Source organism: Microbacterium sp. UFMG61, assembly GCF_015354505.1.
Lineage (GTDB): Bacteria > Actinomycetota > Actinomycetes > Actinomycetales > Microbacteriaceae > Microbacterium.
The window spans coordinates 113,398-125,555 of record NZ_JACAFP010000001.1 but is presented as its reverse complement, the minus strand read 5'-3'; the positions used below and the strand labels follow the sequence as shown (position 1 = coordinate 125,555).

The following is a 12,158-nucleotide window of genomic DNA, read 5'->3' as shown; positions in this document are numbered from 1 at the left end:
ACCGGGAAGGGGACGACACCGAGACGATCGATGTTGGTTAGGCAACCCTAACAGGAACCTTCCGCCCGCACAGCGAGCGTGACGTCACTCCACCCGAGCGGCGCGCTTCGCCTCTTGGAAGACGCGGATCGCCTCGTACCTCTCGGCCGAGCGCGCCTGGCGCTTCTCGCGCTGCTCGTCGCGATTCTTCGGGGGTGCGGCGGTCACGAGACCGTCGAGCAGCTGACGCACCGAGTGCTCGATCTCGGCCACGGCCCGGTCGAAGACCTCCCTGTTCGCACGCGAGGGGGCATTCGTGCCCGAGATCTTGCGCACGAACTGCACGGCGGCCTCGTGGCACTCGTCGTCGGATACCGGCGGCTCGAGGTTGTTGAGGGGGATGATGTTGCGGCACATGACAGTCAGGCTAGATCGCTGAGCACAGGAGTCAAGATCACTCGACCGCGATCGGGCCTGTGCCTCAGAGCACGTCCGCGACGACACCGAAGACCCGCTCGGAGTCTTCCAGGTGCATGTCATGGTGGACGCCCGGGATCCTGCGGATATCCCACCCTTCGCGTTCGAGCCCGGTGGCCATGGCCTCGGGCAGCACCGCCGGAGATTCGTCGGAGAGCACGATGGTCGACGGCACCGCGGGCGCTGCGATCGTGACCGGGTGGAACGCGATCTCCCGAAAGACCCCGATCGCCATCTTCGCGTCGAATCGTCGCTGGCTCTCCCTCATCGATTCCCGGATGCTCTCGGGGTAGACCGCCCGCTGCGATGCGCTGCGCCGTGCCTGTCGCGCCCCGACGACGCCCAGCGTCAGCGCGGGAATCGCCCAGAAGGCACGGCCGGCGAGGCCCGTGGTGGGGAGCGCGAGGCCGAAGCCGGGGTCGAGGTAGACCGCATGCGAAGGGCGAAGCCGTTCGACCGCGCGGACGAGCACCGCGCCACCCAGCGAGTGCCCGACGACGCTGTGCAGCCCCTGCGGCAGCGACTCCACGACGTCGTCGGCTAGTTCGCCCAGCGTGTACGACGATGCGCGGTCGCTGCGCCCATGCCCCCGCAGGTCGACCGCCGTCACGGTGTACCGGCCGGTGGCGAGCATCTGCTCGATCAGCGGCTGCCACGTCGTGCCGTCGGCTCCCAGGCCATGGATCAGTCCCACATGGTGCTCGCCTGAGCCTGAGGTCGCTGTGTGCAGCTGCATCCCGTCATTGTGTCATCCGACGTTCTCGTCGCTGACCTGTTCCCGTCCCCCCACGGCGAACGGCATCGAAGAACTCGGCGTCTCGGTCGTCCGCACCTCGTCAGAGCCGTCGTCGTGGCCCTCTGCCGTGCCGAGCATCCGATGCCGGGTCAGCTGGAGACGACGATCTCGCCGTGAGCGTTGAGGTGCTCCAACATCTTCGTGACGCGCGCCGCGTCGATGGGAGCGTGGGCCGCGTCGTCGAACGCGATCACGAGGGGGATGCTCGGGTGGATCCAGGCGCTCAGACGGGCCGGGCCCTCGCCGCCGGGAGACCACGTCATCATGAAGCTCTCCTGCCGGCGCAGCTTCGTGCCGATGACGATCTTCAGATGCGCGAGGGTGAGGTCATCCACTTCGATCGCCGGATGCGAGCTGTTGTACTCAAGGGTTCCCATCCCGCGAGGCTCGTCGCGGAACGCACCAGAGGGAACGGGGTTGCTCTTCGCTCCGTCGTGCGCATGCACCCCGGGGGTCAGTCGGAGCCTTCATCGAGGAAGACCCCGACCCGGTCGCCGTCGAGCACGAACTGCAGCGCCTCGGCCGCGGGGTACCGCCCGAGCATCTCGTCGGGAGCGCCGCCTCGGATCGGCACCTCGACCGTGGCGGGGAAGACGCCGATGCCGCATCCGGAGTAGAAGTCGCCGCCGTAGGTCCAGTCGTACTGGTCGAAGTCGTCGACAGGCGGGATCTGAGCGGTCTCCACGACCGCTATGCAGTTCGGCCCCGTCGAGCCGGAGTCGTCTTGCCCGGACCAGCCGGGGATGGTGAAGACCGTGAACCCGAGGAAGTCGGCCCCGATCGTGTCGTCCTGGACGCCGAACCATTCCTGCGGGATGCGGTCGGATGCCGGTTCGAGCTGGAGCGTCTCGATCTGCGGCGCTCCCGACGACGCGGACACGGGCACGGTGGACGAGAGCGTGAAGGTCACGACCGCGGCCACGGCGGCGGATGCGACGACGGATGCCGCCCACCACGTCGCGCGGCGGCGGATGCGCCGCTCATCCCGGCGGGCCGTTTCGGTGTCGGCATACTGCGGCGTGGCATCGTCGTTCGCGGACTTCTCGATCGCGAGCAGGTCGTCGGTGTCCTCCGGCTCCTGCTCCGCCGACGCTGTCGTCGCCGGTGCCGGTGCCTGCGAAGCCCTCAGGTCCGCAGGGCCCGCCGGGGCGCTCCGCTCGGATTCGAGCTCCTGCAGCCGACCGGCCGCCGCAGCATCCATCGCGATATCGGCGTCGCGCCCGTAGGCACGAGCACGAAGCTCGCGCAGCTCTCTCTCGGCAGCAGCGTCCATCTGAGGCATCGTCTCACGTCATCGTCGGCACACACGACAACGGGCGGATGGAGGTGTGAATCGCCCTCCACCCGCCCGCGCCGGGGGGCTTACTTCTTGAACGCGTCCTTGACGTTCTCGCCCGCCTTCTTCGCGTCGGCCTTGACCTGATCGGCCTTGCCTTCGGCGGCGAGCTTGTCGTTGTCGGTCGCGTTTCCGATCGCTTCCTTCGCCTTGCCGGCGATGTCCTGAGCGGCGTTCTTGATCTTGTCATCGAGTCCCATGAGGAGCTCCTTTCGAGAGGGTGATCGTTGACTGCGGGAGGATTCCCGCAGTCTTATCGCCGTTGCTCTTCGCGACCGACGATAAGTCCGTGGAGGGTGTCAGCGGCGCACTCTGTCGAGTGCCTTCTCCGCCGCCTTGGCGGCCTTCTCGGCCTTTTTCTTCCGTTCCTTCTTCGCCTTCGGGTCGTTCCACATGCGCACCAGCTGGTGTCGCACCGACTCGCCCTTGTTCACCTGCACGGTCGCCGACCGGCTGCCCAGGATGTAGGCGACGAACGCTATCGCTCCGATGATGAGGATCTTGTTTCGCATGGTGTTCTCCTGTCTTCCGGTCACGACAGACGTCGCTGGTCGTGCGCGAGGCGCGCCCGAAGCCCGGTGTGGATCGACACGTAGGTCGCGGTCTCGCGCCCGGTCAGGGTGGCGAGGTTGGTGAGCAGCCGATCGACGAGATCGACGAGCTCACGCGGGTCGGTGTTCTGCCGCGGAGTGACCGCCACGTGCAGCACGGGCTGGCGCCGGATGTCGTTGGCGGTGACCTGGGCCGAGAGGATCTCGTCGCGCGTGGCGAGCGAGTTCTTCACGGCATCCGACACGAACGACTCGGTGACGGTGACGCGTCCGAGCGGGTTCTGCTCTCCGCTCGAACGGAATGCCGTCTTGGAGCGGCGACCGGCGATGCTGACGAGGGCGACGACCAGCAGCACGATCACGACGACGATGGCCGCCACGGCGCCGATGCCGATCCATGAGAGAGCGCCTCCCGCGATCGCGGTGGCCGCGATCGCCTGGTCGAGCCAGGAGAGAGCGCCGTCGCCCGCCGACGTCCAGACGTCGGCCGCCGTCGGCCAGCTCATGATGGCGACGCCGAGCGCTCCGAGCGCGAGGAACAGCAGCCCGATGATGAGCAGCAGCGTGCGGTTCAGCGCACGGTTGGTGTTGTTCACAGCTCGTCCTCCGTCTCGGTGGGGCGCTCGATCCGCACGCGGGTGCGCACGGCCGTGCCCAAGCGGTAGTTCTGCAGCTGCGCCTCGGCGGCGGACTTCACGGCGCTCGCCTCCAACGGGATGCCGGCGCCGGGGCGCACGGTGATGTCGACGCTGCGGTGGCCGACACCGACGGTGACGTTCTCGCGAGCGAGACCGGTCTCCTCCGACACATGCTGGGCGAGCGCGCTGGCGATCACGCCGTTGTCGACGACGACCGCTCGATCACCCGCCTCGAGCGTGTGCTTCGAGAGCCGCCCGGGCGTGATGGCCAGGACGATGAAGACCAGACCGATCAGGGCGAGCACGACGCTGCCTGCGATCACGAGGCCCGCAGGCTGCGCGGTGGGAAGTCCCACCAGCCATCCGCCCGCCGCGGCCGGACCCAGCAGCAGCGCCGGCTGCGCGGCGAGACTGAGCACGATCTCCAGCCCGATGTATGCGAGCGCGAGGATCAGGAGCACGACGGCGACGAACATCGCGACGGTGCGCGGTGAATGCGTTTCACGCCGTACGACACGACGCAGGACCGGGGTGGTCATCGCACTCGTCTCCTTTCGGGAATGGTGGCACCGGTGATGGTGAGGGTGATCCTGGTGACGTTCCGACCGAGGACGCCCGAGAGATCCTGCTGCAGCTGCTCCTGCAGCTGTCGGGCGCGTTCGAGAACGGGAACGCTCTGGGAGATCGCGACGGTGTCGTCGAGATCGGGAACGGGGAGCGGGGTCGCGATGCGGATGGCGATCCCGCCGGGGTGCTCGGCGACATCGACCTTCACGTCACCGCGTGGCACGCCGATCAGGGTCGCGGACGCCTGCTCGGTGACCGTGCGGTACACGCGCTCCTTGACGTCGACGCGACCCGGGACGGTGGCCTCTCCGGTGGCGACCCCCACGGGGCCGCCACCGGTGGCGATGTGCTGGTCGACACGCATCAGGAGGTGCGCCGCCCTGTGAAGGCGTCCGCGAGGCCGCGGACGTCGATCTTGCCGGACATGATGCGTCCGATGATCGCGCCGACACCGGCGAACAGAGCCATGAGGAGGAATCCCCAGAATCCGAACATCAGTGCCGCCAGGGCCAGGAGCGCGCCGATCAGCGCGCCGGTCGTGGTGGGTGTCATGAGACTCGCGACTCCTCGTTCTCAGTCGTGTCGTCACCGGGGACGTGCACGTCGTTGACCTCGACGTTGACCTCGACGACCTCGAGACCGACCAGGCGGGTGATGGCTCCGGCGACGGCGGCGCGCACGTTGTTCGCGACCTCCTGGATCGGAGCCGGGTACTCGACGACGATCGTGATGTCGGCAGCGGCCTGGGTCTCGCCGACCTCGACCTTGACGCCCTGCGCGAGGTCGGTGGCGTTGATCACGTCGCGGATCGCGCCGAAGGCACGTGCTCCGCCGCCGCCGAGTGCGAAGACTCCGGCGACCTCACGGGCGGCGATGCCTGCGACCTTGGCGACCACGCCGTCGGCGATGACCGTCTTGCCCGCGGCATCCGCGTCGGCGGGGATCCGCGACGACGAGAACGACGACGAGCGGTCCACGCGAGACGTGGAGCTCTGCGCCTTGGGCGCTGCGGGGGTCGGAGCCAGCTCCTTCTCTGCGGGAGTGGCGGCGGTGTTCTGATCCTGAGTTGCCATGACAAATCCTTCGTCTCACGTGTGTCCGGCTGCGAGACCTGGTGGCCTCACCGGGAGCGTTTCGGTCGCTCACAGATAGGACGCACGGGGGTGCGGATTCGTCACAGATTCGTCGGAATCTTTTTCGACGCTGTCTCGACATGGCGGAGAACGTGCGCATCATGACCGCCGTGGCTCTGTCCCGCCTGCCCGTTCGGCACGAGGATGAACGGATGAACACTGCTTCCGCCACCGCCCTGCTGGTCATCGACGCGCAGGAGTCTTTCCGTCAGCGGCCCGACGAGTGGGCCGCCACCGCCAACCCGGATGCCGTCGACAACATCGCACGCCTGGTCGAGCACGCACGGCGGGCCGGCGATCCGGTGGCATGGGTCACCCATTCCGAGCCCGGCACCGGTGGGGTGTTCGACCCCGAGCTCGGCTTCGTGCGAGTGTTCGCCGAGCTCCATCCTCATGACGACGAGATCGCCGTGACCAAGACCACGGTGAACGCCTTCACCTCGACCGATCTGGAACGTCGTCTGCGCGACCTCGATGTCGAGACGGTGGTCATCTGCGGCATCCGCACCGAACAGTGCTGCGAGACGACCGCCCGCATGGCGAGCGATCTGGGCTTCGCCGTCGAGTTCGTCACCGATGCGACGACGACCTCCGCGATCGAGGCGAGCGGTGCCCTGTCGGCGGTCTCGGGCGACGACATCCTGCGCCGCACCGAGAGCATCCTCGCCGCGCGAGGGTTCGCAACCGTGATCCGCACGGCCGACCGCGTGGGCGTCGCGGTCTGAGGCCCAGCGCCTAGGTTGGAGGACATGCTCTCCTCGACCGCTCTCCCCCGCCTCGACGGACGCACGATCCTCGTGACCGGCGCGAACGCGGGCATCGGATACTGGTGCGCCGAGATCCTCGCCGCACGCGGCGCCCGCGTGCTGCTCGGATGCCGGTCGGTCGAGCGGGCCGAGGTCGCGGTCTCCGCGATCCGCGCCCACGTGCCGGACGCCGATCTCAGCGTCGTGCAGGTCGATCTCGGGTCTCTCGCGAGCATCGCCGCTGCGGCCTCTGCGCTGCACGAACGCGTGGACGCCGTGATCTGCAACGCCGGCGTCAAGGCGGCCGACCGCGCCACGCGCACCGTCGACGGGCTCGACCTGATGGTCGGCACCAACGCGCTCGGCCACTTCGCGCTGCTCGCTCAGCTCGGAGGCGTGCTCGCCGACGACGCCAGGGTCGTGGCGGTCGGCTCGCTGGCGCACCGCTTCGCGCAGATCGATCCCCCGACGCTGGCACAGCCCTGGACCGGAGCATCGCTGCGTCAGTACGGCCGGTCGAAAGCCGCGCTCATGGCTCTCACCTTCGAGCTCGACCGTCGGTGGCGGGGCACCGCGCGCTCCGCGCTCTGCGCGCATCCGGGCTACGCGGTCGATCCGCTCACCCCGCACCGCGATGGACTCGCCGATGTCTCGTCGGTGACGCGCGCCCTCGCCGCGCTCAGCCGCCCGCTCGTGCAGGGCAAGGATGCCGGAGCCGCGCCGATCGTGCATGCGACTGTCGGGGCCGACGCCACGGGCGGCGACTACTGGGGGCCGGGCGGACTGCTGGAGTTCCGGGGCGCGCCGACGCGGGTGCGCGCGAGCGAGCAGGTGCGGTCGCGCGACGTCGGCGCCGAGCTGTGGTCGGTGGCCGAGGAGCTCACCGGAGTGCGCTTCGCGGTCTGAGCGCTCAGGCGTCTTCGATCACATAGGCGCCGGACGCATCGGTGAATCGCCCGGTCTGGCCTGCCCGCGCCTGACGGACGAACTCGGCGACCCACGGGAACCGGGCGATGAACGAGTCGACCGACCACACCTCATGGTTCGCGGAGTCGTTCATGTACGCCTCCGATTCGAGCCCGGTGACCGACTGCAGGTCGCGCCCGGTGAAGGTGATCCAGCGCGGCGGATGCTCTGCGTGCAGCTTCGAGAGGAAGACCGGCGCGTTGCCCGCCAGCCCCGACGAGGAGACTGCATCGTCGCGGGTGACGTCGAGCAGGGCGTCCACAGACCCGGCGGCGGCGACCAGCGCCTCCCACCCCTGCGCCGACACGAACCCGGCTTCGGCATCCGTGAGCAGACGCAGCGTACGCACGTGACCGATCACCGCGCCGTCGTCGGCGCGCACCTCGTCGAACGAGCTTCCCCAGCGAGACGGCGTGACCACGATCGCCGAGATGCGGGTCCCGGTGAGGAACGGCTCGGAGTTGCGCCACGGTGCGCCGACCGGGGGCACCCGCCGGTTCGCGTGCATGTCGTCGCACACGATGCCGAGCGCGATACGGGCCGCGCCCTGCTGGCCGTCGAGCACCTCGACCGCCAGCTCGACCCGCTCGCCCGAGTCTGTGGGCATCAGCGACGCTCCCGAGGTCATCACCGTGATCGGTCCGCCCTCCGGGCGCTTCTCGACCACGCGGATCGCGCCCCCGATGCGGTCCTCCCAGGCGATGGGATCCGCGCCGAGCGCATCGAAGACATGGCGAGGGAACTCGAGACCGTCTGTCATCGCCTCAGTCTCACAGCCGGCCGCCGGTGACGGCAACGCCCCTCATCCGGCGGTTCGACCTGCGGCAGTCACAGCGCCGCGGTCCACCGCGACGACACGACATGGGCGACGCGGATGACGGAACCGAGGCGGCCCGCCTCATCGACCCTCGCTCGCACGGACTCATCGAGGTCGATCACGCTGTGCGTGGCGATCGGCGCGACGTGCAGGGTGAGGTCGACGGCGGAAGAGAGCTCGGTGATGTCGATGCGCCAGTCCCGACCGTCCCAGAAGCGGTCGTGGATGACGACGCCGTCGGCACGGAGCTGAGCCACGTCGCCCTCCCACTCGATCACGAGCTCGACGAGGTCACCGTCCGCACGATCCTGCGGTGTCGGCAGCAGGACCCGCCAGACACCGGCGACCTCGTCGAACTGCGCGGCGTCCGGCGCGGCCGAACGCCCCATCGACTCGCCGTACCGTGCAGGCGGCTCACCGGCGGGCCGCGCCTCGTCGAGCACCAGCCGAGTCGATCCGGCCTGCGCGTCGGTGCGCAGCTCGAGCGACACGAAGCGCCCGTCACGCCACACCAGGCTCGCGGGCTCGTTCTCCGCGCGCACGACGATGCCGCCCGGCTCCCGCCACACGGCATCCGTCGAATCGATCAGGTCGTGGCCGAGGTACCAGAGGCGCTCCGCCTGCCGCTCATCGACGACCAGAATGCGCAGCGCATCGTCGACCAAGAGGACATCGCCCGGCACCAGGTCGAGCGGCGCTTCGGCATCCGTCGCGACGCCGCCGAGCAGAGCGCGCGCGCCTGCACCGAGCTGCAGGCGCGCTGCGACTCCGTCATGCGCACGCAGCACGAGAGTCGGCGGCTCCCCGCTCGCACCCTCCACGAGGCCCGACACGGATGCCGTCGCCCACTCGAGCCGCACCCCGGCGAGGTCAAGCCGCAGCGGCCACCGCCCGATCACTCCGCTCGGGATGTCGATGGGGCGGTCGGGGACGACCAGATCGCCGCCGGAAAGCGAAATCTGGAACTGCACGTCGGTCGAGCCCGAGAGCGGCTCGTGGGGCTGATGCGTGTTCACGAAGAGGAACCCGCTCGCTCCATCACCGCGCACCGCCCACCGGAGCGTGTCGAGATCGTGCACCTCGACCGGCGCGCCATCGGGAAGAGAGCTGAACGTGTCGGCGAGGAAGGGCCCGAACGCGGCGAGGAACGCGTTGTGATCGCGCAGCACGCCCAGGCTCGGGCCCGGCCGTCCGGTCGCGCCGAATGCGGCCTGGAAGTCGTAGTCGAAGCGGGGCAGGTCGTTCGGATACCCGGTGGCCAGGCTCTCCTGCAGCCCGTCCTCGGGATTCACCCCTCCCGCGTACATGTAGAACCCCTGCCAGGCCGAACCGTTGCCGATCTTCACGTTGGCGAGGGCCGCGATGTCCCGACCGCGGGCGATCGGGCGTCGGTGATAGGCGGTCGCCATCCCGCCACCCAGTTCGCAGGTCGACGGCGGGAACTCCGGGTCGACCGGCCGGACGACGATCTCGGCATCCGCGTCGCGGAAGTCGCCGCCCACCCCCGGGTCGTCCCACACGTGCGTGAAGCGGAAGTGGTCGCGGAAGCTGTCGTCCCACGTGGATCCCTGGCCTGCCCAGAAGCCGTCGGCGTACCCGCTGTACAGGGGGAACACGTCGTGCGGGGGCAGGATCGCGCCGCCCCAGCCGGTCGCCGTCCACAGCGGAGCGGTGAGTCCGACGTCGCGGGCGATGGCCTTGAGCGTCGCGATGTGATCGGGCTGATCGTGGAGCTCGTTCTCGAGCTGGATGCCGACGATCGGGCGGTCTGGACCGCAGAAGGTGCGCACCTGATCGGCGATGCTGCCGAACCAGCCGCGGACCAGCCCCAGATACTCCGCATCGTTCGTGCGCGCACGGTCGCCGAGAGCGGCGACCACCCAATCGGGATGCCCACCGCCGCGCACCTCACCGTGGCACCAGGGCCCGATCCGCAGGATCACGTCGATGCCCACCCGCTCGGCCGTCTCGAGGAAAGCCGCAAGGTCGAGAGCGCCGTCGAACCGCACGTGTCCGCGCTCTCGCTCGTGATGGATCCAGAAGACGTACGTCGACACCGAGGTGAGACCGGATGACACGAGCAGCCGCAGCTCCTCCTCCCACCGCCTGCGCGGGATGCGACTGAAATGCAGTTCGCCGGTGACGGGCACCGTGGGCGTGCCGTCGATCTCGATCCATCGGCTCGTGAGACGCAGCCGCTCGTGCGCGTCTTCGGTGTTGCTCATTGCCGGCTCGATGAGGGGCGGCCGATCGTCGCGCAGGGTGAGAGTCCGCAGGGTCGACGTCGCGGGCATGATTCTCCTTCGAAGGCCGTGGCGTGCTCCCCCGAGCCTACGGATCTCCGGCGGCGATCGATGACGGAGCACCTGTCACGCTGAATATCGGTGGCCGTGCGCCGGATGCGTGCAGAGCACGCGACGCCGTGCGAGGATCAGACCGCATGCCGCATCCGAGACGGCGTGCTCCACTCCGATGGGGGAGATCGCGATGAGATCACACCGTTCAGGTCTGGGCGGCCGCCTCGTCATCACGATCGTCGTCGCAGTCGCCCTGATGGGGTGCACCGCTCAGGAGGCGGACGAGCCTGCCCCCTCCACCGCACAGCCCGCCCCGTCGGCATCCGCGTCTGCCTCCGCCGACGTTCGTGAAGACCTGGTGGGCGACTGGGTGTCACCCGACGACCCCGACGTCACGCTGACCCTGGGGGCGGACGGCACGATGGTCGGCTTCGACGGATGCAACACCCACTCGGGAACCTGGAGCGATCTCTCGGGCGGCGCCATCCGGCTGCAGTTCGAGTCGAGCACCGAGAAGGGGTGCCCGGAGGACTTCGACGCATGGCTCGCGCTGTCAGACGGCGCGATGGCGCTGAACGCCACCCTCGGACTCTACGGGCCGGCGGATGGGCCGACCGGCACGTTGGTGAGGGCCGACGGCTGAACGCCGTCACCGCATCCCTCAGGCTGCCGCGATCTCGTCGATCGACCGATACACGGGCAGCCCTCGCTCGTGGGCGATCTCGACGTCCTTGTCCGCGCCGGCGGAGTCGCCGGGCAGGCGCAGCACGGCATCGCAGTGCTGCAGCAGCCGGTGCGCCGTCTCGTACATGACGTCGCCGTCGGCGGAATCCCGGCCGCCGGCATCCGCTCCGTCCATGCCGCGGAGGATCGGCAGCGCGACCCATTCGCCGATCATCGGCACGTGGCCGAGGCGGTGGATGGGGGCGGCTGCCTCTTCGAGGCGCTCGAGGTTGCGGGCGATGAGTGCGGGGTCCCCGCCGGTGCCCGAACGGTAGGGACCGGCGATCAGGATCAGGAGTGGAGATGTCATGTGGAAGACTGTAGCGTTAACCGTGCAAGAACGTGCAACTTCACGAAAAATCAAGATCTGAGGAGTCGGATGCTGGGCGCACAGCGCAAGGACCTGCTGCGGGAGACCCTCCGCAGAGACGGCCGGATCGTCGCGAAAGACGTGGCGCGCGACCTCGGGCTGTCGGAGGATTCGATCCGCCGCGACCTGCGCGAGCTCGCCGAGGCGGGGGAACTCGTGCGCGTGTACGGCGGCGCCCTTCCCGTGCCCGCGGCCGATCGGCCCGTCGAGCAGCGCCTCACCCTGTCGACCGACAGCAAGCAGCGCGTGGCTCGCCGCGCCGTCGATCTGATCGCCCCGGCATCCACGATCGTGCTGGATGCCGGCACCACCACCCTCGCGATGGCGCGGATGCTGCCGCACGGCGCCGACCTCACAGTGATCACGCCGAGCCCGGCGGTCGCCATCGCGGTCGCCGAGCACTCCGACGCACGCATCGTGATGATCGGCGGCGAACTCGCCCGGTTCTCGATGGTCGCGAGCGGTCCGCTGGCGATGGAGGCCGTGCAGCATCTCGCCGCCGACGTGTTCTTCCTCGGCGTCACCGGCATCGACCCGGCGCATGGGCTCACTACCGGTCACCTCGACGATGCCGCGACGAAGCGGGCGATCGCCGGGCGCTGCGCGCAGACGTTCGTGCTCGGCAGCGAGGAGAAGATCGGCGCGGCCTCGCACTTCCCCGTGCTCGACCTCGACGCGGTCGCCGGCGTGGTCGTCGACCCGCACGACCGCAATCCCGTCACCGACACGCTCGCCGAGCGGGTGCCCGTGCTGCGCTGACAG

At 69.4% G+C, this 12,158-nt stretch carries 18 protein-coding genes; 4 read left to right on the top strand and 14 right to left on the bottom strand.

Features of this window, described 5'->3' with window-relative positions; all coding sequences use genetic code 11:
- Positions 1-84: 84 nt before the first annotated feature.
- The 11 genes from IXW21_RS00650 to IXW21_RS00600 all read right to left on the bottom strand — a co-directional run bounded on the left by IXW21_RS00650 (position 85) and on the right by IXW21_RS00600 (position 5,417).
- The gene (locus IXW21_RS00650) at positions 85-396 is read right to left on the bottom strand and encodes a DUF2277 domain-containing protein (protein ID WP_194762321.1); all 312 of its coding nucleotides are present in this window, start codon (positions 394-396) and stop codon (positions 85-87) included.
- 64 nt (positions 397-460) lie between these two features.
- Positions 461-1,192 (bottom strand): alpha/beta fold hydrolase, encoded by a 732-nt coding sequence (locus IXW21_RS00645; protein ID WP_194762320.1) that lies wholly within the window; start codon positions 1,190-1,192, stop codon positions 461-463.
- 149 nt (positions 1,193-1,341) lie between these two features.
- Entirely contained in the window at positions 1,342-1,629 is a 288-nt protein-coding gene (locus IXW21_RS00640; RefSeq protein WP_194762319.1) for a hypothetical protein, read from the bottom strand.
- Positions 1,630-1,706: 77 nt separating this feature from the next.
- Positions 1,707-2,525, bottom strand: a complete 819-nt coding sequence (locus IXW21_RS00635) for a hypothetical protein (RefSeq protein WP_194762318.1) — start codon at positions 2,523-2,525, stop codon at positions 1,707-1,709.
- Positions 2,526-2,614: 89 nt separating this feature from the next.
- Positions 2,615-2,788, bottom strand: a complete 174-nt coding sequence (locus IXW21_RS00630) for a CsbD family protein (protein WP_053098095.1) — start codon at positions 2,786-2,788, stop codon at positions 2,615-2,617.
- Positions 2,789-2,887: 99 nt separating this feature from the next.
- The gene (locus IXW21_RS00625; RefSeq protein ID WP_194762317.1) at positions 2,888-3,100 is read right to left on the bottom strand and encodes a hypothetical protein; all 213 of its coding nucleotides are present in this window, start codon (positions 3,098-3,100) and stop codon (positions 2,888-2,890) included.
- 20 nt (positions 3,101-3,120) lie between these two features.
- Positions 3,121-3,735, bottom strand: a complete 615-nt coding sequence (locus tag IXW21_RS00620) for a hypothetical protein (RefSeq protein ID WP_194762316.1) — start codon at positions 3,733-3,735, stop codon at positions 3,121-3,123.
- The gene (locus IXW21_RS00615; RefSeq protein ID WP_194762315.1) at positions 3,732-4,316 is read right to left on the bottom strand and encodes a DUF6286 domain-containing protein; all 585 of its coding nucleotides are present in this window, start codon (positions 4,314-4,316) and stop codon (positions 3,732-3,734) included. Before IXW21_RS00615 ends, IXW21_RS00620 begins: the two co-directional genes overlap by 4 nt.
- Positions 4,313-4,708, bottom strand: a complete 396-nt coding sequence (locus IXW21_RS00610; protein ID WP_228528021.1) for a hypothetical protein — start codon at positions 4,706-4,708, stop codon at positions 4,313-4,315. Before IXW21_RS00610 ends, IXW21_RS00615 begins: the two co-directional genes overlap by 4 nt.
- Positions 4,708-4,896 carry a DUF2273 domain-containing protein gene (locus IXW21_RS00605; protein ID WP_194762314.1) on the bottom strand — a complete coding sequence of 63 codons (189 nt, stop codon included), beginning with the start codon at positions 4,894-4,896 and terminating at the stop codon, positions 4,708-4,710. The genes IXW21_RS00610 and IXW21_RS00605 overlap by 1 nt, the downstream gene beginning before the upstream one ends.
- Positions 4,893-5,417, bottom strand: coding sequence for an Asp23/Gls24 family envelope stress response protein (locus IXW21_RS00600; protein WP_194762313.1), 525 nt, complete (start codon positions 5,415-5,417; stop codon positions 4,893-4,895). Before IXW21_RS00600 ends, IXW21_RS00605 begins: the two co-directional genes overlap by 4 nt.
- A gap of 212 nt (positions 5,418-5,629) precedes the next feature.
- On the opposite strand from IXW21_RS00600, the gene IXW21_RS00595 reads away from it, so the two are divergent.
- Together IXW21_RS00595 and IXW21_RS00590 are read left to right on the top strand one after the other, a co-directional pair.
- Positions 5,630-6,202, top strand: a complete 573-nt coding sequence (locus IXW21_RS00595) for a cysteine hydrolase family protein (protein WP_194762312.1) — start codon at positions 5,630-5,632, stop codon at positions 6,200-6,202.
- A 24-nt stretch (positions 6,203-6,226) separates the two neighbouring features.
- Positions 6,227-7,129: an SDR family NAD(P)-dependent oxidoreductase gene (locus IXW21_RS00590; protein ID WP_194762311.1), complete on the top strand. Its 903-nt coding sequence runs from the start codon at positions 6,227-6,229 to the stop codon at positions 7,127-7,129.
- Between the two features lie 4 nt (positions 7,130-7,133).
- Here IXW21_RS00590 and IXW21_RS00585 read toward each other — a convergent pair whose 3' ends face one another.
- Entirely contained in the window at positions 7,134-7,949 is an 816-nt protein-coding gene (locus IXW21_RS00585; RefSeq protein WP_194762310.1) for a suppressor of fused domain protein, read from the bottom strand.
- A 68-nt stretch (positions 7,950-8,017) separates the two neighbouring features.
- Entirely contained in the window at positions 8,018-10,300 is a 2,283-nt protein-coding gene (locus IXW21_RS00580) for a beta-galactosidase (protein ID WP_194762309.1), read from the bottom strand.
- A gap of 193 nt (positions 10,301-10,493) precedes the next feature.
- On the opposite strand from IXW21_RS00580, the gene IXW21_RS00575 reads away from it, so the two are divergent.
- Positions 10,494-10,946 carry an META domain-containing protein gene (locus tag IXW21_RS00575; RefSeq protein WP_194762308.1) on the top strand — a complete coding sequence of 151 codons (453 nt, stop codon included), beginning with the start codon at positions 10,494-10,496 and terminating at the stop codon, positions 10,944-10,946.
- Between the two features lie 18 nt (positions 10,947-10,964).
- Here IXW21_RS00575 and IXW21_RS00570 read toward each other — a convergent pair whose 3' ends face one another.
- Positions 10,965-11,336, bottom strand: coding sequence for a DUF4406 domain-containing protein (locus tag IXW21_RS00570; protein WP_194762307.1), 372 nt, complete (start codon positions 11,334-11,336; stop codon positions 10,965-10,967).
- Between the two features lie 69 nt (positions 11,337-11,405).
- Between IXW21_RS00570 and IXW21_RS00565 the strand changes: the two genes are divergently transcribed.
- Positions 11,406-12,155: a DeoR/GlpR family DNA-binding transcription regulator gene (locus IXW21_RS00565; RefSeq protein ID WP_194762306.1), complete on the top strand. Its 750-nt coding sequence runs from the start codon at positions 11,406-11,408 to the stop codon at positions 12,153-12,155.
- Positions 12,156-12,158 lie beyond the last annotated feature (3 nt).

Bases quoted from the DNA above. Each gene is read 5' to 3' on its own strand.
- IXW21_RS00650 (WP_194762321.1), bottom strand. From the start codon at position 396: ATGTGCCGCAACATCATCCCCCTCAACAACCTCGAGCCGCCGGTATCC.
- IXW21_RS00645 (WP_194762320.1), bottom strand. From the start codon at position 1,192: ATGCAGCTGCACACAGCGACCTCAGGCTCAGGCGAGCACCATGTGGGA.
- IXW21_RS00640 (WP_194762319.1), bottom strand. From the start codon at position 1,629: ATGGGAACCCTTGAGTACAACAGCTCGCATCCGGCGATCGAAGTGGAT.
- IXW21_RS00635 (WP_194762318.1), bottom strand. From the start codon at position 2,525: ATGGACGCTGCTGCCGAGAGAGAGCTGCGCGAGCTTCGTGCTCGTGCC.
- IXW21_RS00630 (WP_053098095.1), bottom strand. From the start codon at position 2,788: ATGGGACTCGATGACAAGATCAAGAACGCCGCTCAGGACATCGCCGGC.
- IXW21_RS00625 (WP_194762317.1), bottom strand. From the start codon at position 3,100: ATGCGAAACAAGATCCTCATCATCGGAGCGATAGCGTTCGTCGCCTAC.
- IXW21_RS00615 (WP_194762315.1), bottom strand. From the start codon at position 4,316: ATGACCACCCCGGTCCTGCGTCGTGTCGTACGGCGTGAAACGCATTCA.
- IXW21_RS00610 (WP_228528021.1), bottom strand. From the start codon at position 4,708: ATGCGTGTCGACCAGCACATCGCCACCGGTGGCGGCCCCGTGGGGGTC.
- IXW21_RS00605 (WP_194762314.1), bottom strand. From the start codon at position 4,896: ATGACACCCACCACGACCGGCGCGCTGATCGGCGCGCTCCTGGCCCTG.
- IXW21_RS00600 (WP_194762313.1), bottom strand. From the start codon at position 5,417: ATGGCAACTCAGGATCAGAACACCGCCGCCACTCCCGCAGAGAAGGAG.
- IXW21_RS00595 (WP_194762312.1), top strand. From the start codon at position 5,630: ATGAACACTGCTTCCGCCACCGCCCTGCTGGTCATCGACGCGCAGGAG.
- IXW21_RS00590 (WP_194762311.1), top strand. From the start codon at position 6,227: ATGCTCTCCTCGACCGCTCTCCCCCGCCTCGACGGACGCACGATCCTC.
- IXW21_RS00585 (WP_194762310.1), bottom strand. From the start codon at position 7,949: ATGACAGACGGTCTCGAGTTCCCTCGCCATGTCTTCGATGCGCTCGGC.
- IXW21_RS00580 (WP_194762309.1), bottom strand. From the start codon at position 10,300: ATGCCCGCGACGTCGACCCTGCGGACTCTCACCCTGCGCGACGATCGG.
- IXW21_RS00575 (WP_194762308.1), top strand. From the start codon at position 10,494: ATGAGATCACACCGTTCAGGTCTGGGCGGCCGCCTCGTCATCACGATC.
- IXW21_RS00570 (WP_194762307.1), bottom strand. From the start codon at position 11,336: ATGACATCTCCACTCCTGATCCTGATCGCCGGTCCCTACCGTTCGGGC.
- IXW21_RS00565 (WP_194762306.1), top strand. From the start codon at position 11,406: ATGCTGGGCGCACAGCGCAAGGACCTGCTGCGGGAGACCCTCCGCAGA.